Below are 22091 nucleotides of genomic sequence, written 5' to 3' on the forward strand. Positions count from 1 at the left end.
TAGGGCGCGGCAGCCGGAGCTGTCTCGATCCGGTGCAGTCCCGCACCGGGCTCGCCCTCTCACCGGGGGCGGACCGGGCCAGGGAGTCGCCCTAGCGCGCGACCACGTCGAGGACGCGATCGGCGACCGACGCCTTGCTGCCGGAAGCCTCGATCACTATATCTCCGGCCCGATCGAGGACCACCACGGTGTTGCTGTCGCTCTGGAAACCCTCGGCCCAGCCGACCCTGTTGAGGACGAGCAGGTCGCAGCCCTTGCGGGCGATCTTGGCGCGGCCGAGGGCGAGCATGGCGTCCCGGTCGGGCTCGGTCTCGGCGGCGAAGCCGACGATCAGCTGCCCGTCGGTCTTCGCGGCGGAGATCTCGGCGAGGACGTCCGGGTTCTTCACGAGCTCGAGGACGAGGCGGTCGCCCTGCTGCTCCTTCTTGATCTTGGCCTCGGAGACGTCGGCCGGCCGGTAGTCGGCGACGGCCGCGGCCATGATCACGATGTCGGCGTCGCGGGCGGCGGCGAGCGCGGCCTCGCGCAGCTCGAGCGCGGTGCCGACGGGGACCACCGCCACGCCCTGCGGCGCCTCGATGTCGAGGTTCGCGGCGAGGAGGGTGACCCTCGCTCCGCGCGCGGCCGCGGCGACCGCGAGCGCGACGCCCTGCCGGCCGCTGGAGCGGTTGCCGACGAAGCGGACCGGGTCGAGCGGCTCGCGGGTGCCGCCGGCGGTGACGAGGACGCGCAGGCCCTCGAGGTCGCGCCGGGCGGCGGTGGCGCGGGCGTGGACGGCGAGGGCCTCGGCGACGATCGTCGCGGGCTCCTCCATCCGGCCCGGGCCCGAGTCGGCGCCGGTGAGCTGGCCGACGGCCGGGCCGACGAGGTGGACGCCGCGGGAGCGGAGCGTCGCGACGTTCGCGACCGTGGCCGGGTTCGCCCACATCTCGGTGTGCATCGCCGGAGCGACCACGACCGGAGCGGTGCTGGCGAGCACCGTGTTGCCGAGCAGGTCGTCGGCGAGGCCGGTGGCGAGCTTCGCCAGGGTGTGCGCGGTGGCCGGGGCGATCACGATGAGGTCGGCCGCCTGGCCGATCGCCACGTGCCGCACCTCGGCGACGCCCTCGTAGAGCTCGGTGTGCACCGCGTTCCGCGAGATTGCCTCGAGCGTCGGCTTGCCGACGAAGCGCAGCGCCGGCTCGGTGGCCACGACGTGGACGTCGTGACCCTCGAGGACCAGCGCGCGGACGACTCCGACCGCCTTGTAGGCGGCGATGCCGCCGGTGATCCCGACGACGACGTTCAGCCGTGCGGCCCGTCTCGATGACCGCATGTCGCGGAGCGCCCCCGGTCGGGACTACTCGTCGAGGGGCTCGGCGACCGGACGGGCGACGAGCTTGTCCTCGTTGATCTCGTGCAGCGCGACCGAGAGCGGCTTGTCGTCGATGGTCGAGTCGACCAGCGGGCCGACGTTGTCGAACAGGCTGCCCTCGTGCAGGTCGGCGTAGTAGTCGTTGATCTGGCGCGCGCGCTTGGAGGCGAAGATGACGAGCGCGTACTTCGAGTCGACCTTCGAGAGCAGCTCGTCGATGGGCGGGTCGATGATGCCGAGGTTGTTGGCCATGGTGTCTCCTAGCGTGGCGCGAAGCGCCGATCTGCGGCTCCGGAGCGGCACGGCGCGCGATCACCGGGGAGGGCGATCGGGGCAAGGCCCGGAGGTGGTCGGTGGTCTCGGTCTCAGCGGCCCGGATCGGCGGGCGTGCTGTCGGCACGAGGCGACATCAATTCTACGACCTCGCGGGCCGCTTCGGGCACGGTGCTGTTCACGACGCAGAAATCGAACTCGTCCTGCGCGGCCAGCTCGACCTTCGCGGTGGTGAGCCGGCGCTCCTGCTCCTCGGGGCTCTCGGTACCGCGGCCGACCAGGCGGCGGACCAGCTCCTCCCAGCTCGGCGGCAGCAGGAAGACCAGCCGGGCGTCGCCCATCCGCTCGCGCACCTGCCGCGCGCCCTGGATGTCGATCTCGAGCATGACCTGGCGGCCGGCGGCGAGGGCCGCGTCGATCGGGCCGCGGGGCGTGCCGTAGCGGTAGGCGTTGTGCACCGTCGCGTACTCGAGGAACTCCCCCGCCTCGACCATGCGGTCGAACTCGGCGTCGTCGACGAAGTAGTAGCTGACGCCCTCGATCTCGCCGGGGCGCGGTGCGCGGGTGGTCGCCGAGACGGACAGCAGGACGTCGGGGTAGTTCTCGCGGATGTAGCCGGAGACGGTGCCCTTGCCGACCGCGGTCGGACCGGCCAGCACGACGAGCCGGTTGCGCTCGCCGCGGCGCTGACGCGACTCGCGCTCCTCCAGGAACGCGCCGAGGCCCTCGACCTGACGGCGGCCGAGGCCGCCGAGGCGCTTGGACGGCGCGATGCCGAGCTGCTCCATCACCCGCGGGGTCTTCACCACGCCGAGGGCGGGGACGGCGCGCAGCAGCTCGCTGACGCGCATCCGACCCTCGACGCCGGTCGGGTCCTCCTGCGCGGCGGCGAGCACGGCCGTGGCGGGCCGGTCGCCGGCGGCGACGCCCTTCTTCACCAGGGCGCGGGCGCGGCGCGCGGCGATCGCGGCCTCCGAGGCGGCGCGGCGGTCGACCGCGGGCGGCGCAGGGCGGCGCGCGCCGGACGGCGCCTCGGCGGCGGGGTCGATCGGGCTGACGGCTTCAGCGGACAAGGGTCTCCTGGAGGTGTGCGGCTCGGCGGTCGATCTCGGCGGCGATCCCGTCGGGTCCGGCGCCGAGGACACTGCGCGATTCGCTCACGATCGTCGAGGCGGCCAGCGCTCCGAACAGCCGCGACGCGTCCGCGGTGTCGGCGCCCTGGTGGCCGAAGCCGGGCGCCAGCACCGGCAGTGCGGGGCGGAGCGGAGTGCCCGTGCCGATGCCGTAGTCGCCGAGCGCGACCGTGGCCCCGAGCACGACGCCGACCGAGCCGATCGACGAGCGCGCGTGTCCCGCGTTCCAGGATGCCACGTCGGCCAGCACCGCGTGCGCCACGGTCGAGCCGGCGGCCGGCCCGTCCTGCAGCAGCGCGCGCTGCACCGGCCGCGCCTCGGCGTTGGAGGTCGCGGCGAGGACGAAGACGCCCTTGCCCGCCTCCTCGGCCAGCGCGAGCATGCCCTCGAGCGAGCCGACGCCCTGGTAGGCGGCGGCGGTCATCGCGTCGGCCTCGAGCGGCGAGCCGGGGCGCAGCCACGCCTCGGCGTAGGCCGTGACGCTCGTGCCGATGTCGCCGCGCTTCGCGTCCGCGATCACCAGCAGCCCCGCCGCGCGCGCGTCGGCGAGAACGCGCTCGAGCGCCGCGTAGCCCGCCGAGCCGTGCCGCTCGAAGAACGCGACCTGCGGCTTGACCAGACCGACCCGGCCGGCCGAGGCCTCGACGACGCGTCGGCCGAAGGACTCCAGGCCCGCCGCGCTGTCGTCCAGGCCCCAGGCGTCGAGCAGGAACGCGTGCGGATCGATCCCGACGCAGAGCTGCCCGAACGCGTCGAACGCGGCCTCGAGCCGGGCGCCGAAGGACTCGGCGCCCGGCTGCGCGACGGCGTCCGTCACGCGGTGCGCTCCGCCCGGCGGATCGCGTAGTCCTGCAGGCTCGTCACCTCGAACGGCTCGGCGGCGGCGTCGAGCGAGGCGACGGCCGCGGCGAGCTGGGCGATGGTGGTGAACAGCGGCTTGTCCGCGGCGACCGCGGCGGCGCGGATCTCGTAGCCGTCGGCGCGGGAGGCGCCGCCGCTCGGCGTGTTGATCACGACGTCGACCTGATCGCGGTTGACCAGCTCCACGATCGAGGGCGCGTCGTCGACGGCCTCCTCGCTGTACTTGCGCACCACGCGGGCCTGGATGCCGTTGCGGTTGAGCACCTCGGCGGTGCCCTCGGTGGCGAGGATCTCGAAGCCGAGCTGGCGCAGGCGCAGGGCCGGCAGCACGATCGAGCGCTTGTCGCGGTCGGCGACCGAGATGAACACGGTGCCGCTGGCGGGCATGCCGCCGTAGGCCGCCTCCTGGCTCTTCGCGAACGCCCGGGGGAAGTCGCGGTCGATGCCCATGACCTCGCCGGTCGAGCGCATCTCGGGGCCGAGCAGCGAGTCGACGATCTTGCCCTCCTTGGTGCGGAAGCGCTTGAACGGCAGGACCGCCTCCTTGACCGCGATCGGCGAGTCCATCGGCACGTCGGAGCCGTCGCGCTCGGGCAGCAGGCCCTCGGCCTTGAGCTCGGCGATGGTCTCGCCGACCATCAGGCGCGAGGCGGCCTTCGCGAGCGGGATGCCGAGCGCCTTCGAGACGAACGGCACGGTGCGGGAGGCGCGCGGGTTCGCCTCGAGGACGTAGAGCACGCCCTGGCCGATCGCGAACTGCACGTTGAGCAGGCCGCGGACACCGACGCCCTCGGCGATGGCGAGGGTCGCCTCGCGGACCTTGTCGATCTGCTGGCGGCCCAGGGTGACCGGCGGCAGGGTGCACGCCGAGTCGCCGGAGTGGATTCCGGCCTCCTCGATGTGCTCCATCACGCCGCCGATGTAGAGCTGCTCGCCGTCGTAGAGCGCGTCGACGTCGATCTCGATCGCGTCGTCGAGGAAGCGGTCGACCAGCAGCGGATGCGTCGCGTCGATGATCCCCTCGTCTGCCATCCGGGCGAAGTAGTCCTCCAGCTGCGGGGAGCCGTAGACGATCTCCATGCCGCGGCCGCCGAGGACGAACGACGGGCGGACGAGGACGGGGTAGCCGATCTCGACCGCGACCTCGAGGGCGCCCTCGAGGTCGGTCGCCGTGCCGTTGCGCGGGGCGAGCAGTCCGGCCTCGTCGAGGATGCGGGAGAACGCGCCGCGCTCCTCCGCGAGGTCGATGTTGGCGGGGGTGGTGCCCAGGATCGGCACGCCCTCGGCCTCGAGGCCCGCGGCGAGACCGAGCGCGGTCTGGCCGCCCAGCTGCACGACGACGCCGACGAGCTCGCCGGACTGCGACTCCGCGTGGATGACCTCGAGAACGTCCTCGAGCGTCAGCGGCTCGAAGTACAGGCGGTCGGAGGTGTCGTAGTCGGTCGAGACCGTCTCCGGGTTGCAGTTGATCATGATCGTCTCGAACCCGGCGGCCGAGAGCGCGAAGGACGCGTGCACGCAGGAGTAGTCGAACTCGACGCCCTGGCCGATGCGGTTCGGGCCGGAGCCGAGGATGACGACCTTGCGGCGGTCGGCCGCGACGACCTCCGTCTCCTCGTCGTAGGAGGAGTAGTGGTACGGCGTCAGCGCCGGGAACTCGCCGGCGCAGGTGTCGACCGTCTTGTAGACCGGGCGGACGGCGAGGTCGTACCGGGTGCGGCGCACCTCGGCCTCGTCGAGACCGCGCAGCTGCGCGATCTGCACGTCGGAGAAGCCGTGGTCCTTCGCCAGGCGCAGCACGCCGGCGTCGAGGCCGTCGTGCTCTCGCACCAGCTCGGCGATCTCGTTGATCAGCACGATCTGGTCGAGGAACCACGGGTCGATCTTGGTCGCCTCGAAGGCCTGCTCGACGCTCGCGCCGAGACGCAGCGCCTGCTGCACGGTGACGATGCGGCCGTCCGTCGGGGTCTTCGCGATCTCGAGCAGCTCCTCGACCGAGCGCGACTGGTCGCCCCAGTGGAAGGAGGAGCCGCGCTTCTCGAGCGAGCGGAGCGCCTTCTGCATCGCCTGCGCGTAGTTGCGGCCGATCGCCATCGCCTCGCCGACCGACTTCATGGTCGTGGTCAGCGTCTTGTCCGCGGCCGGGAACTTCTCGAAGGCGAAGCGCGGCACCTTGACCACGACGTAGTCGAGGGTCGGCTCGAAGCTCGCCGGCGTCACCTTGGTGATGTCGTTCGGGATCTCGTCGAGGCGGTAGCCGATCGCGAGCTTGGCGGCGATCTTGGCGATCGGGAACCCGGTCGCCTTCGAGGCCAGCGCCGACGAGCGCGAGACGCGCGGGTTCATCTCGATCACGATGATCCGGCCGTCGGCGGGGTCGATCGCGAACTGGATGTTGCAGCCGCCGGTGTCCACGCCCACGTCGCGGATGATCCGGATGCCGATGTCGCGCAGCTTCTGGTACTCGCGGTCGGTCAGGGTCAGCGCCGGGGCCACCGTGATGGAGTCGCCGGTGTGCACGCCGACGGGGTCGACGTTCTCGATCGAGCAGACGACGACCGTGTTGTCGGCCGTGTCGCGCATCAGCTCGAGCTCGTACTCCTTCCAGCCGAGGATCGACTCCTCGAGGAGCACCTCGGTGGTCGGGCTCTGGTGCAGGCCGTCGCCGACCATCCGCACGAGCTCGTCGACCGAGTGCGCGAAGCCGGAGCCGAGGCCGCCCATCGTGAAGGAGGGGCGGATCACCAGCGGGTAGCCGAGGTCCTCGGCGAAGCCGATCGCCTCCTCGACGGTGTGCGCGATGTACGACTTGGCGACGTCGGCACCCGCGTCCAGCACGAGCTGCTTGAAGATCTGGCGGTCCTCGCCGCGGTTGATCGCCTCGAAGCTCGCGCCGATCAGCTCGACGTCGTACTTCTCCAGGATCCCGAGGTCGTGCAGCTGGATCGCGGCGTTCAGCGCGGTCTGGCCGCCGAGGGTCGGCAGGATCGCGTCGGGGCGCTCCTTGGCGATGATCGCCTCGATCGCCTTCGGGGTGATCGGCTCGACGTAGGTCGCGTCGGCGAAGTCCGGGTCGGTCATGATCGTCGCCGGGTTGGAGTTGACGAGGATGACGCGGACGCCCTCCTCGCGCAGCACGCGGCAGGCCTGGGTGCCCGAGTAGTCGAACTCGACCGCCTGGCCGATCACGATCGGGCCGGAGCCGATGACGAGGACGCTTCTGATGTCTTCCCTGCGGGGCATTACTTCTGCTCTCCGGTGGTCGAGGCGGTGGTGGTGGTCGAGGTGGTGGAGTCTGCGGTGGCGGGCTCGGCGCCGCCCTGCTCGGCCGTGCGCTGCACGACCATGGCGCGGAAGCGGTCGAAGAGGTGGTTGGAGTCGTGCGGGCCGGCCGCCGCCTCCGGGTGGTACTGGACCGAGAACGCGGGGATGTCGAGGCAGCGCAGCCCCTCGACGACCGAGTCGTTGAGGCTGTAGTGGCTGACCTCGACCCGGCCGAAGCCCTCGGGCGAGTCGAGCTCGCCGTCGATCGGCGCGTCGACCGCGAAGCCGTGGTTCTGCGAGGTGATCTCGACCCGGCCGGTCAGCTTGTCGAGCACCGGCTGGTTGATCCCGCGGTGGCCGAACGGCAGCTTGTAGGTGCCGAAGCCGAGCGCGCGGCCGAGCAGCTGGTTGCCGAAGCAGATGCCGAAGAACGGCAGGTCCGCGCGGAGCGTGGTGCGCAGCAGGTCGACGTGGCGGTCGGAGGCCTCGGGGTCGCCGGGTCCGTTGGAGAAGAACAGCGCGGAGGGCTCGAGCGCGAGCACCTGCTCGGCCGTGGTCGACTCGGGCAGGACGTGCACGTCGAAGCCGCGCTCGGCGAGGTAGTTGACCGTCGAGGTCTTGACGCCCAGGTCGATGACGGCGACGGAGCCGACGCGCTCGCCCTGCGCGGGCACGGTGTAGCGCTCCTCGGTGGAGACGGAGGAGGACAGGTTCAGGCCCGCCATCTGCGCGCCGCCGAGCACCAGGGCGAGCTGCTCCTCCTCGGGGAGGGCGAGGTCCTCGCCGGAGAAGACGCCGGAGCGCATCGAGCCGAGCGAGCGGATGTGGCGGGTGATCGCGCGGGTGTCGACGCCGGAGATGCCGACGATGCCGTCCTTCTCCAGGTCGTCGTCGAGCGAGCGCTGCGAGCGGAAGTTCGAGACCACGCGGGAGGGGTCGCGGACGACGTAGCCGGCGACCCAGATGCGGCGCGACTCCTCGTCCTCGTCGTTCATCCCGGTGTTGCCGATGTGCGGGGCGGTCTGCACGACGATCTGACCGGCGTAGGACGGGTCGGTCAGCGTCTCCTGGTAGCCGGTCATGCCGGTCGCGAAGACGATCTCACCGAGCGTGCGGCCGCGTGCGCCGTAGGCCTGACCCGAGAATCGTCGCCCGTCCTCGAGGACGAGGACGGCGGTGGGTTCGGTGCTGAGGCGTGTGGTTGGCACGGACTAGGAGCCCTTCTGGATCGAGTCGGAGCCGCCGTCGGCGGTCCCGGGGTGGGAGGGGGAGGAATCGGGGCCGGCGAGCCGGCGGAGCTCGTCGACCAGTCGTCGTCGGAGCGCGGGGTCGGCCACGCGGAGGTAGCTGTCAACGACCTCCTCGCCGCGAGGCGACCAGGAGAGCACGAGCAGCCCGCCCTCCTCGACCGCGCGGTCGATGGCGTAGGAGCCCTCGCCCGCGCCGCGGAGGAGCGCCGCGGGGATCACGGTCTCGCGCTCGCCGACCGGAGCGATCACCACGCCGCGCTCGTGCAGGCGGAGCGTCGCCCGGCCGCGGAAGCCGAGGCCCGGCAGCACCACGCGCTCGAGCGGCTGCTCGAAGCGGGTGGTCGCGACGTAGGGCAGCTCGACCGCCTCGCGCTCGGCACCGAGCGACGCGGCGGGCACGGCCTCGGGGGCGAGCGCGGCCGAGCGGCGCCGGCGCGCGCGCCAGGACAGCGCCATGCCGACGAAGACGAGGGCGACGGCCGCGGCGATGACGATCGCGATGGCGGTCCTATCCACGGGCGCCCCTCGCTGCCGCGGCGACCGTCGCCGCGTCGACGAGCTCGCCGTCGAGGACGGTCGGCACGCCGCGGTGCAGCGTCGCGACGACGCGGCCCGGCAGCTCGCGGCCGAGGTACGGCGAGTTGGTGCTGCGCCCGCGCAGGTCGCCGGTGGAGAAGCGGCGGCGGACCTCGGGGTCGTAGAGCACGACGTTGGCCGCGGCGCCGACGGCGAGGCCGTGCTGGTAGCCGTCGAGCCGGCCGATCCGCGCGGGGGCGGAGGAGAGCACGCGGGCGACGTCCGTCCAGCTCAGCCGGCCGTCCTCGACGACCGCGGCGTGCACGACGCTCAGGGCGCTCTCGAGGCCGACCATGCCGAACGCGGCGGCGTCCCACTCGCAGTCCTTCGCCTCGACCGGGTGCGGGGCGTGGTCGGTGGCGACGATGTCGATGGTGCCGTCGGCGAGGGCCTCGCGGAGGGCGAGCACGTCCTCGTCGCGGCGCAGCGGCGGGTTGACCTTGTACCGGGCGTCGTAGCCCGCTGCACCGTCGGTCCCCGCAATCAGCTGCTCGGAGAGGAGCAGGTGGTGCGGGGTCACCTCCGCCGTCACGTCGATGCCGCGGGCCTTGGCCCAGCGGATCACGTCGACGGAGCCGGCGGTGGAGACGTGGCATACGTGCAGGCGCGAGCCGACGTGCTCGGCCAGCAGGACGTCGCGGGCGATGATCGCCTCCTCCGCCACGGCCGGCCAGCCCTGCAGCCCGAGGGCGCTGGAGACGGCGCCCTCGTTCATCTGCGCGCCGACGGTGAGCCGCGGCTCCTGCGCGTGCTGGGCGACGACCCCGTCGAAGGCCTTCACGTACTCGAGCGCGCGGCGCATCAGCAGCGCGTCCGAGACGCACTTGCCGTCGTCCGAGAAGACGCGCACCGCGGCACGGCTGCGGGCCATCGCACCGAGCTCGGCGAGCGACTCCCCCGCGAGGCCGACGGTGACGGCGCCGATCGGGCGGACGGTGGCGTAGCCCGCGTCCTCGCCGAGGCTCTGCACCTGCTCGACGACGCCGGCCGTGTCCTGCACCGGCGAGGTGTTGGCCATCGCGAAGACCGCGGTGAAGCCGCCCGCGGCCGCGGCGCGCGTGCCGGTCAGCACGGTCTCGCTCTGCTCGAAGCCGGGCTCGCGGAGGTGGGTGTGCAGGTCGACGAGACCCGGCAGCGCCAGGAGCCCGTCGGCGTCGATCACGCGCGCGCCGCTCGAGTCGACGTCGGTGCCGATCTCGACGATCGTCCCGCCGTCGATCAGGACGTCGGCCGTCGTCTCGTCGGCGAGCGTCGCTCCCGAGAGGAGGATCCTCGTACCGGTCATCACAGGACCTCCCTTTCACCGGACAGCAGCAGGTACAGCGCCGCCATCCGCACGGACACCCCGTTCGCGACCTGCTCGAGCACCGTGGAGCGGCTCGAATCGGCGGCGGCCGAGGAGATCTCGACGCCCCTGTTCATGGGTCCGGGGTGCATCACGATGGTATCCGGGCCGAGGCGGGCGAGCCGCTCGTCGTCCAGGCCCCAGATCCGCGCGTACTCGCGGCCGTTGGGGAAGAAGCCGCTCGACATCCGCTCCAGTTGGATGCGCAGCAGCATCACCACGTCCGGCAGTCCGGAGTCGATCGCGTCGTCGAGGTCGAAGCGGATCGTGGCCGGCCAGTCGAGCGTGTCGACGGGGACGAGCGTGGGCGGCGCGACGAGGGTGACCTCCGCGCCGAGCGCGGTCAGCAGCCACACGTTCGAGCGGGCGACCCGCGAGTGCAGGATGTCGCCGACGATCGTGACGGCGACGCCGTCGAGGCTCTTGCCGCGGGAGGCGGCGGCGCCGTGCAGCCGGCGGCGGATGGTGAAGGCGTCGAGCAGCGCCTGGGTGGGGTGCTCGTGCGTGCCGTCGCCCGCGTTGAGGATGGCGGCGTCGATCCAGCCGCTGGCCGCGAGCACCGCCGGGGCGCCGGAGGCGTGGTGGCGGATGACGACGCCGTCCGCGCCCATCGCCGCGAGGGTCTGCGCGGTGTCCTTGAGGCTCTCGCCCTTCGAGACGCTCGAGCCCTTGGCGCTGAAGTTGATGACGTCGGCGGAGAGCCGCTTCGCCGCGGCCTCGAACGAGATGCGGGTGCGGGTGGAGTCCTCGAAGAAGAGGTTGACCACGGTCTTGCCGCGCAGCGTCGGCAGCTTCTTGACCTCGCGGTTCTGCACGTCCGACATGTCCTCGGCGATGTCGAGGAGGCCGATCGCGGTGGCGCGGTCGAGGTCGCGGGTGGAGAGCAGGTGCCTCATCGGGTGCCCCCGTCCGGCGCGGACTCGATCGCGACGAGGTCCTCGCCGTCGGTCTCGACCAGGCGGACGTTGATCCGCTCGCTGAGGCTGCTGGGCAGGTTCTTGCCGACGAAGTCCGCGCGGATCGGCAGCTCGCGGTGGCCGCGGTCGACCAGGGCGGCGAGGCGGACGGCGCGCGGGCGGCCGATGTCGCTGAGCGCGTCGAGGGCTGCGCGGATGGTGCGGCCGGAGAAGAGCACGTCGTCGACGAGGACGACCGTGCGGCCGTCGATGCTCGCCGGGACCGCGGTGCGCGCGGGCGTGCGCGTCGGATGGTGGGCGAGGTCGTCGCGGTACATCGTCACGTCGAGCGAGCCGGAGAACACCGGGTCGGCCCCGGGCTCGATCCTGGCGATCGTGTCCGCGATGCGCCGCGCCAGCGCGACTCCACGGGTCGGGATCCCGAGGATCACCAGCGACTCCGCGCCGCGATTCGACTCGAGGATCTCGTGAGCGATGCGCGTCAGAGCGCGCGTGATGTCAGCGCTGCTGAGCACGATTCGTGCCGTCACACCGACCTCCTTCCCCGTCTCTCTGGACGGCCTTAAAGGAAATGCCTCCCCGAGTATAGGGGTCCGCCTGCCGCGGACGCGGAGCATGCAGATCGAGCGGCGAGGCGAAGGACTCAGCGGCGGTCCTTCCTGCTGGTCGAGTAGCCCCGCAGGGGCGTATCGAGACCCGCCGTCCTCAGCCGGGCGGATCTGCAGACCCACGTTGTGACGCTGGTGGATCTCGATATGCCCGCTCCGCGGGCTACTCGATCAGCATGCAGCGGGACCCGCGGGGGTCAGGCCGTCGCGTGCGACTCGGCGACGGAGGCGAGCAGGCCGTTGATGAAGCCGGCCGAGTCGTCGGTGGACAGCAGGGTCGCCGCCTCGACGGCCTCGGAGATCGCGACGCCGTCCGGGACCGCGTCGTTGTGCAGGATCTCCCACACGCCGATCCGGAGGATCGCGCGGTCGACCAGCGGCATGCGCGAGAGCGTCCAGCCCTTCGCGAGCTGCGCGATCAGCGCGTCGATCTCGTCGGCGTTGTCGATCACGCCGTCGACGATCTCGCGGGCGTACAGCCAGGAGGCCTCACGCGCCGGCTCGTTGGCCGCGCGCTCCGCCTCGGAGCGCAGCGACTCCGAGAAGGAGATCTGCCGCACGTCGGCGTTGTAGATGATGTCGAGGGCGCGCTTGCGCGCCTTCGTCCGAGCGCTCACAGAAGGCCCGGCTCAGCTGACGCGGCCGAGGTAGTCGCCCGTGCGGGTGTCGACCTTGACCTTGGTGCCCTGCTCGAGGAAGAGCGGGACCTGGATCTGGTAGCCGGTCTCGACGGTCGCGGGCTTGGTGCCGCCGGTCGAGCGGTCACCCTGCAGGCCGGGCTCCGTGTAGGTGATCTCGAGCACCACGGAGGCGGGGAGCTCGACGTACAGCGGGTCGCCGTCGTGCAGCGCGAGGGTGAGGTTCTGGTTCTCGAGCATGAAGTTCGCCGCGTCGCCGACGACGGCCTCGGGGACCGTGATCTGGTCGTAGTCCGAGGTGTCCATGAAGACGAAGTCCGCGCCGTCGCGGTAGAGGTACTGGAAGTCGCGACGGTCGACGTTGGCCGTGTCGATCTTGGCGCCGGCGTTGAAGGTCTTGTCGACGACCTTGCCCGTCAGCACGTTCTTCATCTTGGTGCGCACGAACGCGCCGCCCTTGCCCGGCTTCACGTGCTGGAAGTCGATGACGTTCCAGAGCTGACCGTCGATGCTGAGGACGGTGCCGTTCTTGATGTCGGTGGTAGAGGCCATGCGAAGGGGGATCCGTTTCGTGGAAGTCTGCTGATCGGCCGATCCGGCCAACCCATCGAGTGTAGTCGGTCCGGCCCGCGAGCGGCCGGGCCGCCTCCCTCGGCCGGACGATGCGGGCACGGAGGTGCCCGGAGCAGACTGGAGGGACGCCCACGACCGAGGAGGTCGCATGACCCTCAGCACCGCTCACTCCGGGATCGTCTCCGCGGCGGCCCGCTCGGACTTCTTCGCCCCGACGCTCCCGGCCCAGAACATCGTTCCGCCGTGGTTCGCGGTCGTCTTCGCGGTCGTGCCGATCGTCATCGTCGCGGTGATCGTCCTGATCATCGTGCTGATCGTCCGCAACGTGCGCCGTGCCAAGCAGCTCGGCGTCGACCCGACCACGATGCGGACGGACATGGCCGCCCGCTACCTCCGCCACGGCGTCGGCCCGGCGGGCTCCTCGCTCACCGACCGCCTGGCCGAGCTCGACCGGCTGCGCGCCGCCGGAACGATCAGCGCCGAGGAGCACGCCCGCGCCCGCGAGGCCGCGCTCACCGGCGACCGCGGGCCGGACGACCGGCGGGGCTGACCCCGCCAGGTGCCGCTACGCGCCGATCTCCTGATAGGCCGCGAACAGCAGCGACGTCTCCGGTCCCTGCAGGATGCTCGGGCGCGCCAGGTCGTCGAGCACCACGAAGCGGAGCATGCCCGCGCGCGACTTCTTGTCGCGCTGCATCGCGGCGAGCAGCGTCTCCCACCGGCCGAGCGGGTAGCTCGTCGGCAGCGTCAGCGACTCGAGGACGCTGCGCTGGCGATCGACGACGGCGTCGCTGAGCGAGCCGGTGAGCCGGGAGAGCTCCGCTGCGAACATCATGCCGACCGAGACCGCCGCGCCGTGCCGCCACTGGTAGCGCTCGGCGTGCTCGACGGCGTGGCCGAGGGTGTGCCCGTAGTTCAGGATCTCCCGCAGGCCCTGCTCGGTGAAGTCCTCGCTCACCACCCGGGCCTTGATGCCGATCGACAGCTCGACCAGGCTGCGGAACTCCTCCGACGTCGGGTCGGTCGCGAGGTCCACGTCCGACTCGATGATGTCGAGGATGCGCGGCTCGGCGATCATGCCGTACTTCACGATCTCGCCGAAGCCGGCCAGGATCTCGTTGCGCGGCAGGCTCGTCAGCACGTCGAGGTCGGCGACGACGGCGCGGGGCGCGTGGAAGGCGCCGACGAGGTTCTTGCCCTCGGCCGTGTTGATGCCGGTCTTGCCGCCGACGGCCGCGTCGACCATGCCGAGCACCGTGGTCGGCACCTGCACGAGGTCGACCCCGCGGAGCCAGGTCGCGGCGACGAAGCCGGCCAGATCGGTGATCGCACCGCCGCCGAAGCCGACCACCGCGTCGGTCCGGGTGAAGTCGGACTGCCCCATCACCTGCCAGCAGAAGGCGGCGACCTCGACGCGCTTCGCGGCCTCGGCGTCGGGCACCTCGGCGAGCAGCACCTCGTAGCGGTCGAGCAGGCTCTCCCGGATCTCGGCGGCGAGGACCGCGAGGGTCGGCGGGTGCACGATCAGCACCTTGGCCGCTCGCGGGCCGATCGCGTCGGCGAGGCCGTCGAGGAGGCCGCGGCCGACCGTGATGTCGTAGCCGTTCTCTCCGGTGACGGTGAGGGCGGTGGCGCCGTCGTTCATGCTCTTCTTCCGGTCGGGCGGCCGATGGGGGCCGCCGGTTCTGTGGTGCTGGTGGCTTCGGTGGTGCCGGTGGACTCGGTGGTGCCGGTGGACTCGGTGGTGCCGGTGGTGCCGGCAGCGGGCTCGCCGACGGCCGCCTCGCGCTCGCGCACCCAGGCGGTGACCTCGGCGGCCAGGGTCGTGATCGGGCGGCGCGAGGAGTCGACGACGGTGTCGGCGAGCGACTCGTAGACCGCGCGTCGCGACTCGAAGATGCGCGTCCAGTCCGCGACGCCGCCGCGCACCAGCGGGCGGCCGGAGCCGAGCCGGTCGCGCACGGCCTCGGCGGTCGTGGTCAGCAGCACGACGGGGACGCCGGCCAGGTCGGCGCGCGTGCCCTCGTCGAGCACCGCTCCCCCGCCCAGGCTCAGCACGACGGCGCGCCGGACGGCCTGCTCGACGACGCGGCGCTCCTCCACGCGGAAGGAGGCCTCGCCGTGGAGGTCGAAGTACGCGGCGATCGGTCCGTGCCGGCGCACGAACTCGGCGTCGGAGTCGACGAACTCGGCCGCGAGGGCCTTCGCGACCCGCTTGCCGATCGTCGTCTTGCCGGCCCCCATCGGGCCGATCAGGACGACGCGGGCGCGGGCCGCGCCGGTATCGTGACCCGCCATCAGCGGGCCCGCCCAGGTAGGTGCTCGGGCATCAGACGAGACCGAGCGCCGGGTCGCTGGCGGCGAGGGTGCGCAGCTCCTCCGGGATCGCGTCGAGGTAGCCCTGCAGATTGCGGCGGGTCTCGACGACGCTGTCGCCGCCGAACTTCTCCAGCACGGCGTTCGCGAGCACCAGGGCGACCATCGCCTCCGCGACGACGCCCGAGGCGGGCACCGCGCAGACGTCGGAGCGCTGGTGGTGCGCGCCCGCGGCCTCGCCGGTGGCGACGTCGACGGTGCGCAGCGCGTGCGGGACGGTGGCGATCGGCTTCATGCCGGCCCGGACCCGCAGGACGGTGCCCGTGCTCATGCCGCCCTCGGTGCCGCCGGCGCGATCGCTCGAGCGGCCGATGCCGCCCTCGGCGACGAAGAGCTCGTCGTGCGCCTCGGAGCCGCGGCGGGTGGTGGTCAGGAAGCCGTCGCCGACCTCGACGCCCTTGATCGCCTGGATGCCCATCAGCGCGGCGGCCAGCTGCGCGTCGAGCCGGCGGTCCCAGTGCACGTAGGAGCCGAGTCCCGGCGGGAGGTCGTAGGCGAGGACCTCGACGACGCCGCCGAGGGTGTCGCCGTCGTCGTGCGCGCGGTCGACCTCGGCCACCATCAGGGCGCTGGTCGCCGCGTCGTGGCAGCGCAGCGGATCGGCGTCCAGCGCGTCGACGTCGGCGGGGGTCGGCAGGGCCGAGCCCTCCGGCACGCGGACCGGGCCGATGGCGAGGGTGTGGCTGACGAGGGTGATGCCGAGCTCGCCGAGGAAGCGGCGGGCGACGGCGCCGAGCGCGACGCGAGCGGCCGTCTCGCGGGCCGAGGCGCGCTCGAGGACGTTGCGCGACTCCTCGAAGCCGTACTTCTGCATGCCGACGAGGTCGGCGTGACCCGGGCGCGGGCGGGTGAGCGCGGCGCCGCGGCCCTTGGGCAGCGTCTCGGGATCGCGCGGCTCGGCCGCCATCACGTCGACCCAGCGCGCCCACTCGGTGTTGCCGATGCGCAGCGCGATCGGGCCGCCCGTCGTGCCGCCGTGGCGGATGCCGGACGAGACGTTCAGCTCGTCCTGCTCGAACTTCATCCGGGCGCCGCGGCCGTAGCCGAGCTTGCGCCGAGCGAGGTCGGCGCGGACGTCGTCGAGGGAGACGGGGACACCCGCCGGCAGTCCTTCGAGGACGGCGACGAGTTCGGGGCCGTGGGATTCCCCGGCCGTGAGCCAACGGAGCATCCTCCGATTCTCGCACACGCGCCCGACCGCGCTCGCGCCCGGCGGCCCGCGGAGTCAGGCGGCGGAGTCCGCCGGGAGAGTCGCGCGCATCGCCGCGAGCACGGCGTCCTCGCCGGGCAGCGGCACGGCCGGATCGCCGGCGACGAACACCCGCACCTGCAGCAGCGCCTGGTGCAGGAGCATCCCCAGCCCCGAGACGACGGGCGAGCCGGCCGCGCTCCAGCGCAGCGCCAGCGGACTCGGCCAGGGCGAGTAGGCCACGTCGAAGAGCGTCGAGGCCGCGACCACCGCGTCCGGCACGGCCAGCTCGGCGGAGGCGCCGCCCGGCAGCGTCGAGACGAGCAGCGGCGCCGCGTCCGTGCCGTCCCACTCCGAGAACGGGCGGACGTCGAGGGCGACGCCGACCGCCTCGGCGATCGCGGCCAGCGGCGCGGCCTTCTCCGGCGAGCGGAGTGTGACGGTGACCCGCGCCGCGCCCAGCTCGGCCGCCGCGGCGAGGGCGGAGGCGGCGGTCGCCCCTCCCCCGAGGATCTCGACGCGCTCGGCCGAGTGCACGCCCGCCTCGCCGAGCGCCCGGACGATCCCGGCCACGTCGGTGTTGAAGCCGCGCAGGCGGGGTGCGCCGGCGGAGCGGTCGATCAGCAGGGTGTTGACGGCACCGGTCGCCCGCGCGACCAGGTCCTCCTCGTCGAGCAGCGGCCGCACCACGTGCTTGAGCGGCATCGTCAGCGACAGGCCGTGCCACTGCGCGACCGGATCACCGACGAGCGCCGCGAGCGACGCCTCGGTCGCCTCGACCGCGGTGTAGCTCCAGTCGAGCCCGAGCACCCGGTAGGCCGCCGCGTGCAGCTCGGGCGAGCGCGAGTGCGCGATCGGCGAGCCGAGCACCGCCAGCCGGCGCCCGCCCGGCGCCGGCTCCGCGGTCACTGGTACTCCGGGTGGTCCCGCATCCACGCCTGCCACTGCGCCACCGCGGCGTTGTGCTCCGCATCGGTGGTCGAGTACACCGTCTCGCCGGTCTCGAGGTTCACCGTGACGAAGTAGAGCCAGGTGCCGTCCGCGGGCTGCAGCACCGCCTGGATGGCGACGTCGCCGGGGTTCGAGATCGGCGCGGGCGGCAGGCCGTCGCGCTGGTAGGTGTTGTAGATGTTGCTCGCGTCGTTGCGCTCCGCGTCGGTCGTGGTCACCCGGTCGGTGGCACCGGTGCCGTAGGCGACGGTCGCGTCCGACTGCAGGCGCCAGCCCTGGTCGAGGCGGTTCTGGAACACCCGCGCGACCTTCGGGAAGTCGTCCGCGACGCGGGCCTCGCGCTGGACGAGCGAGGCGAAGACGACGGTCCGGTAGCGGTTCTCGACCGGCACGCCCGCCGCGTCGAGCGACTGGTACATCCGGTTCACGAGCGTCTGCAGGATGTCGTGCGCCGAGGTGCCCGGGTCGATGTCGTAGGTCGCCGGGAACAGGAAGCCCTCGAGGCTGGTCGCCTCGGCGGGGAGCCCGTAGGAGCCCCAGTCCGCGGCCGCGGCCTCGAGGTCGGCGAGGGCGACGCCCGAGCCGTCCGCGATCAGCGGCAGCGCGCCCTTGAGCGAGGTGCCCTCCGGGATGACGAAGGTGTTCGCGAGCCGGGTCGAGTCGGAGTCGAGCAGCGCCGACAGCGCCGCCTTCGCGCTCATCTCCGCCTTCAGCGAGTAGGCACCGGGCTGGAAGACGGGCTCGGGATTCTCCGCGAGGAGCAGCTCGTAGAACGGCGTGTAGGACTTGATGACGCCGTCCGCGACGAGGTTCTCGGCGATGGTGCTGCCGCCGTCGCCCTGGTGGATGGTGAAGACCACCTCGCTGGTGCCGGTGCCGGTGAAGTCGGTCGGCTCCGGCTCCGCGAACAGCGCGCGGACGGGCTCGACGAAGATCGTCACCGCGATCGCGACCAGGGCCACGAAGACGCCGAAGGCGAGGAGCCCGCCGATCAGCCCGCGACGGCTGCGTCGGGGCCTGTTCTCGCGCTTCGCGCGGCGGCGGCGGGTGGAGGGGGCGGCGTCGGGGTGCGCGGCGGCGACGGCTTCTCCGCGGTCGCGCGGGGCGCCGACCTCGGGGCCGGCGAACAGGTGGTCGATCGAGTCGGGCGCCGTCGGCTCCGTCTCAGAAGCGGGGTGCTGCTCCGGGTCGTGCGGGAGCTGACTCTGCTGATCGGCCTCCGCGGCGCGGGCGGCGCGGCGGCTCGGGGGGACGTCGGTCACGGCTGGGTCGTCCTTCGTTCGGTTCGAGCGCGGATCCGGCGGGGGTACCGGACGAGCGCTCGGAATCGATGGCGTGCTGCAGGATCACCACGGCGGCGACCTGGTCGATCACGGCGCGGGAGCCGCGGGTGCTGCGTCCCGAGCGGTGCAGCGCGCTCTGGGCGCTCACCGTCGAGAGCCGCTCGTCCACCAGCCGCACCGGGGCGGTCGGGACGGCGGAGGCGAGGCGCGCCGCGAAGGCGCGAGCGTCGTCCGTCGAGGCCGTCTCGGCGCCCGACAGCGACAGCGGGAGGCCGACCACGATCGCCGACGCGCCGAACTCGGCGGCGAGGGCCGCGATCCGGGCGACGTCGGCGCCGTCCGGCGCCTCCGCGACGCGCGCGACGGTCTCCACCGGCACGGCGAGGAGGCCGTCGGCGTCGCAGCGCGCGACACCGATGCGGGAGCGGCCCACATCGATGCCGAGCCGGACGCCGAACCTCTCCATCTAGCGCGTCGCCTCCTCGACGACGGCGTCGAGCGCCGCGCCGATGGCGGAGACGTCCGAGCCGCCGCCCTGGGCGAGGTCGTCCTTGCCGCCTCCGCCGCCGCCGAGGACACCGGCCGCGCGACGGGCGAGCACGCCCGCCTTCCGGCCGAGCTCGCGGGCGGCGGGGGTGGTCGCCACGATCACGGCGGGCTTGCCGGCGACGTCGGCCGCGAGGGCGACGACCGCCGCGTCCTGGCCGAGGCGCTCGCGCACCGAGATGACGAGCGAGCGCAGCTCGTCGCCCGAGCCGGCCGTGCCGACGTTCTCGGCGACGATCGTCACGCCGTTGATCGAGCGCTTCGTGGCGGCGATCGCGGGGACCCGCTCGGCGAGGGCGCGGGCCTCGAAGGTCGCGATCCGCTTCTCGGCGGCCTTGAGACTCGCGACGAGCTCGGCGATCCGGTCGGGCAGCTGCTCGCGCGGGGTCTTGAGCGAGGACGAGATGGTGCTGACCAGCGCGCGCTCGGCGACGAGCTCGCTCAGCGCCTCGCGGCCGACGAGCGACTCGACGCGGCGGTTGGTCGAGCCGACCGAGGACTCGCTGATCAGGCTGATCAGCCCGATCTCCGCGGAGGTGCCGACGTGGGTGCCGGCGCACAGCTCGCGCGACCAGGGGCCGCCGATGTCGACGACGCGGACGACCTCGCCGTACTTCTCGCCGAAGAGCGCCATCGCGCCGAGCGCCTTCGCCTCGTCGAGCGGGAGCTCGCGGGTGACGACCTCGAGGTTGTCGCGGATGGCGCCGTTGGCGATGTCCTCGATCTCGCTGCGGGTCTCGAGCGAGAGCGCCTGGTTCCAGGAGAAGTCGAGGCGCAGGTAGCCGGCCTTGTTGAACGAGCCGGACTGGTGCGCCTGCGGGCCGAGGACCTGGCGGAGCGCGGCGTGGATGAGGTGGGTGCCGGAGTGCGCCTGGCGCGCACCGCGCCGCCAGTCGCGGTCGACGACGGACGTGGCGGCGTCGCCGACCCCGACCTCGCCGCTGGCGACCTGGACCTTGTGGCTGATCAGGCCCTTGACCGGCTTCTGCACGTCGAGGACCTCGAGGTCGAAGCCGTTGCCGACGATGCGGCCGGCGTCGGCCTCCTGACCGCCCGACTCCGCGTACAGCGACGTCGCCTCGAGGATGACCTCGGCGATGTCGCCGGCGACCGCCTTCTGGACAGCGTGGCCGCCGACGATGAGGCCGAGGATCCGGGACTCCGTGTCGAGCACGTCGTAGCCGGTGAAGAGCGTCTCGCCCTTGGCGCGGAAGTCGGCGTAGACCGAGAGGTCGGCCAGGGCGTTCTTCTTCGACTTCGCGTCCGCCTTCGCGCGGGTGCGCTGCGCCGTCATCAGCGAGTCGAACGCCTCGCGGTCGACGCTGAGCCCCGACTCCTCGGCGATCTCGAGCGTGAGGTCGATCGGGAAGCCGAAGGTGTCGTGCAGGAGGAAGGCGGTGTCGCCGGGCAGGGTCGCCGCCTCGGCCTTCTTGGTCTTCAGCACCGCGAGGTCGAGGATCTCGGTGCCGGCCGCGAGGGTGCGCAGGAACGCCTCCTCCTCGCCGTAGGCACTGGTCGACAGGCGCTCGAACTCGGTGGAGACCTCGGGGTAGGCCGAGGCCATCGCGTCGCGCGAGGCGGTGAACAGCTCGGGGAACGTCGCGGTGTCGACGCCGAGCAGGCGCATCGCACGCACGGTGCGGCGCATCAGGCGGCGCAGGATGTAGCCGCGGCCCTCGTTCGACGGCGTGACACCGTCGGAGAGCAGCATGAGCGAGGAGCGGACGTGGTCGGCGATGACGCGCATCCGCACGTCGTCCTCGTGCACGGCGCCGTAGCGGCGGCCCGAGAGCTCGGCGGCGCGGTCGAGGACCGGGCGCACCTGGTCGATCTCGTACATGTTCTCGACGCCCTGCTTGAGGAACGCGACGCGCTCGAGACCCATGCCGGTGTCGATGTTCTTGCTCGGCAGCTCGCCGAGGATGTCGAAGTCGACCTTGCTCGTGCCCTGCCCGCGCAGGTACTGCATGAAGACGAGGTTCCAGATCTCGACGTAGCGGTCGTCGTCGGTGGCCGGGCCGCCGTCGATGCCGTAGGCGGGCCCGCGGTCGAAGAAGATCTCCGAGCAGGGCCCGGCGGGGCCGGGCTGGCCGGTCGACCAGTAGTTGGTGTCCTTGTCGAGGCGCTGGATCCGCTCGTCGGGCAGTCCGGCGATCTTCTTCCAGAGCGCGATGGCCTCGTCGTCGTCCTTGTAGACGGTGACCCAGAGGTCCTTCTCGTCGAAGCCGAGGTTGCCGTCGCTCTCACTGCCGGTGAGGAGCTCCCAGGCGTAGCCGATCGCCCCCTCCTTGAAGTAGTCGCCGAAGGAGAAGTTGCCGTTCATCTGGAAGAACGTGCCGTGGCGAGGGGTCTTGCCGACCTCCTCGATGTCGTTCGTGCGGATGCACTTCTGCACGCTCGTCGCGCGGTCGAACGGCGCGGGGACGACCCCGGTGAGGTAGGGCACGAAGGGCACCATGCCTGCGACGGTGAAGAGGAGGCTCGGGTCGTCGCTGACGAGGGAGGCGGAGGGGACCACGGTGTGCCCGCGGCTTCCGAAGAAGTCGAGCCAGCGGTTGCGGATGTCTGCGGTCTGCATGGGTTCCGTTACGTTTCGGTCGACCGGGTCGACGCGGATGTCTGTCGGGTGGTGCGGTTCCAGCGGGTCGTGCGGGTCTGTCGGGTGCGCCGGGACGGGCAGGGAGTCAGCCCTCGCCGATGGCGGCCTTGAGCTCGGCCTCGCGCTGGTGGTAGCCCTCGGAGACGGCGTCGCCGAGCTCCTTCGCCGTGCGGTTGATGTCCTCGAAGAGACGGGCACCCGCCTCGGTGCGCGCCACCTGGTGCGCGACCGCGAATCCGAGGCCGATCCCGATGACGATCAGCACGATGTTCTTCACAGCGATTCCTCCCACAGCGTTTCCTGCTCACGGCAGCCGGCCCGAGGGCGCGACGACCCCCTCGATTGTAGGGCGCGG

The 22091-nt window shown here is 72.5% G+C and carries 21 protein-coding genes; 1 reads left to right on the forward strand and 20 read right to left on the reverse strand.

Annotation, left to right across the window (positions count from 1 at the left end; translation table 11 throughout):
* Positions 1-91 precede the first annotated feature (91 nt).
* The 12 genes from coaBC to efp all read right to left on the reverse strand — a co-directional run bounded on the left by coaBC (position 92) and on the right by efp (position 12771).
* Complete coding sequence (coaBC, locus tag EDF22_RS09810; RefSeq protein ID WP_123704875.1) at positions 92-1288, reverse strand: bifunctional phosphopantothenoylcysteine decarboxylase/phosphopantothenate--cysteine ligase CoaBC; 1197 nt, start codon at positions 1286-1288, stop codon at positions 92-94.
* Positions 1289-1339: 51 nt separating this feature from the next.
* Positions 1340-1606 (reverse strand): DNA-directed RNA polymerase subunit omega, encoded by a 267-nt coding sequence (gene rpoZ / locus EDF22_RS09815; RefSeq protein ID WP_123446225.1) that lies wholly within the window; start codon positions 1604-1606, stop codon positions 1340-1342.
* A gap of 113 nt (positions 1607-1719) precedes the next feature.
* Positions 1720-2676 carry a guanylate kinase gene (gene gmk / locus EDF22_RS09820; RefSeq protein ID WP_123704877.1) on the reverse strand — a complete coding sequence of 319 codons (957 nt, stop codon included), beginning with the start codon at positions 2674-2676 and terminating at the stop codon, positions 1720-1722.
* Positions 2677-2689: 13 nt separating this feature from the next.
* Positions 2690-3577, reverse strand: a complete 888-nt coding sequence (gene pyrF, locus EDF22_RS09825; RefSeq protein ID WP_123704386.1) for an orotidine-5'-phosphate decarboxylase — start codon at positions 3575-3577, stop codon at positions 2690-2692.
* The gene (gene carB / locus EDF22_RS09830; RefSeq protein ID WP_123704388.1) at positions 3574-6864 is read right to left on the reverse strand and encodes a carbamoyl-phosphate synthase large subunit; all 3291 of its coding nucleotides are present in this window, start codon (positions 6862-6864) and stop codon (positions 3574-3576) included. The genes pyrF and carB overlap by 4 nt, the downstream gene beginning before the upstream one ends.
* Positions 6864-8093 (reverse strand): glutamine-hydrolyzing carbamoyl-phosphate synthase small subunit, encoded by a 1230-nt coding sequence (gene carA, locus EDF22_RS09835; RefSeq protein ID WP_123704390.1) that lies wholly within the window; start codon positions 8091-8093, stop codon positions 6864-6866. Before carA ends, carB begins: the two co-directional genes overlap by 1 nt.
* A 3-nt stretch (positions 8094-8096) precedes the next feature.
* Entirely contained in the window at positions 8097-8651 is a 555-nt protein-coding gene (locus EDF22_RS09840) for a hypothetical protein (RefSeq protein ID WP_123704392.1), read from the reverse strand.
* On the reverse strand, positions 8644-9996 hold the full coding sequence (locus tag EDF22_RS09845; protein ID WP_123704394.1) for a dihydroorotase: 1353 nt from the start codon (positions 9994-9996) through the stop codon (positions 8644-8646). Before EDF22_RS09845 ends, EDF22_RS09840 begins: the two co-directional genes overlap by 8 nt.
* Positions 9996-10952 carry an aspartate carbamoyltransferase catalytic subunit gene (locus EDF22_RS09850; RefSeq protein ID WP_123704396.1) on the reverse strand — a complete coding sequence of 319 codons (957 nt, stop codon included), beginning with the start codon at positions 10950-10952 and terminating at the stop codon, positions 9996-9998. Before EDF22_RS09850 ends, EDF22_RS09845 begins: the two co-directional genes overlap by 1 nt.
* Complete coding sequence (gene pyrR / locus EDF22_RS09855) at positions 10949-11503, reverse strand: bifunctional pyr operon transcriptional regulator/uracil phosphoribosyltransferase PyrR (protein WP_123446218.1); 555 nt, start codon at positions 11501-11503, stop codon at positions 10949-10951. The genes EDF22_RS09850 and pyrR overlap by 4 nt, the downstream gene beginning before the upstream one ends.
* Positions 11504-11778: 275 nt before the next feature.
* Positions 11779-12198, reverse strand: a complete 420-nt coding sequence (nusB, locus tag EDF22_RS09860) for a transcription antitermination factor NusB (RefSeq protein WP_123446217.1) — start codon at positions 12196-12198, stop codon at positions 11779-11781.
* 12 nt (positions 12199-12210) lie between these two features.
* Positions 12211-12771 (reverse strand): elongation factor P, encoded by a 561-nt coding sequence (efp, locus tag EDF22_RS09865; protein ID WP_123446216.1) that lies wholly within the window; start codon positions 12769-12771, stop codon positions 12211-12213.
* Positions 12772-12940: 169 nt separating this feature from the next.
* Between efp and EDF22_RS09870 the strand changes: the two genes are divergently transcribed.
* Positions 12941-13342, forward strand: coding sequence for an SHOCT domain-containing protein (locus EDF22_RS09870; protein ID WP_123704398.1), 402 nt, complete (start codon positions 12941-12943; stop codon positions 13340-13342).
* Between the two features lie 15 nt (positions 13343-13357).
* Here EDF22_RS09870 and aroB read toward each other — a convergent pair whose 3' ends face one another.
* The 8 genes from aroB to EDF22_RS09910 all read right to left on the reverse strand — a co-directional run bounded on the left by aroB (position 13358) and on the right by EDF22_RS09910 (position 22013).
* Positions 13358-14437: a 3-dehydroquinate synthase gene (aroB, locus tag EDF22_RS09875; RefSeq protein WP_123704400.1), complete on the reverse strand. Its 1080-nt coding sequence runs from the start codon at positions 14435-14437 to the stop codon at positions 13358-13360.
* Positions 14434-15090, reverse strand: a complete 657-nt coding sequence (locus EDF22_RS09880) for a shikimate kinase (protein WP_123704402.1) — start codon at positions 15088-15090, stop codon at positions 14434-14436. Before EDF22_RS09880 ends, aroB begins: the two co-directional genes overlap by 4 nt.
* A 31-nt stretch (positions 15091-15121) precedes the next feature.
* Entirely contained in the window at positions 15122-16339 is a 1218-nt protein-coding gene (gene aroC / locus EDF22_RS09885) for a chorismate synthase (RefSeq protein ID WP_123704404.1), read from the reverse strand.
* 54 nt (positions 16340-16393) lie between these two features.
* Positions 16394-17266 (reverse strand): shikimate dehydrogenase, encoded by an 873-nt coding sequence (locus tag EDF22_RS09890; protein WP_123704406.1) that lies wholly within the window; start codon positions 17264-17266, stop codon positions 16394-16396.
* Positions 17263-18570, reverse strand: a complete 1308-nt coding sequence (gene mltG / locus EDF22_RS09895; protein ID WP_166674095.1) for an endolytic transglycosylase MltG — start codon at positions 18568-18570, stop codon at positions 17263-17265. The genes EDF22_RS09890 and mltG overlap by 4 nt, the downstream gene beginning before the upstream one ends.
* Positions 18473-19057, reverse strand: coding sequence for a Holliday junction resolvase RuvX (ruvX, locus tag EDF22_RS09900; RefSeq protein WP_123704408.1), 585 nt, complete (start codon positions 19055-19057; stop codon positions 18473-18475). Before ruvX ends, mltG begins: the two co-directional genes overlap by 98 nt.
* A complete protein-coding gene (gene alaS / locus EDF22_RS09905) occupies positions 19058-21715 on the reverse strand; it encodes an alanine--tRNA ligase (protein ID WP_123704410.1) in 2658 nt (885 codons plus the stop codon).
* Between the two features lie 106 nt (positions 21716-21821).
* Positions 21822-22013, reverse strand: a complete 192-nt coding sequence (locus tag EDF22_RS09910) for a hypothetical protein (RefSeq protein ID WP_123704412.1) — start codon at positions 22011-22013, stop codon at positions 21822-21824.
* Positions 22014-22091: the final 78 nt, after the last annotated feature.

This window comes from Rathayibacter sp. PhB127 (genome assembly GCF_003751665.1).
In the GTDB taxonomy this organism is placed as follows: Bacteria; Actinomycetota; Actinomycetes; order Actinomycetales; family Microbacteriaceae; genus Rathayibacter; species Rathayibacter festucae.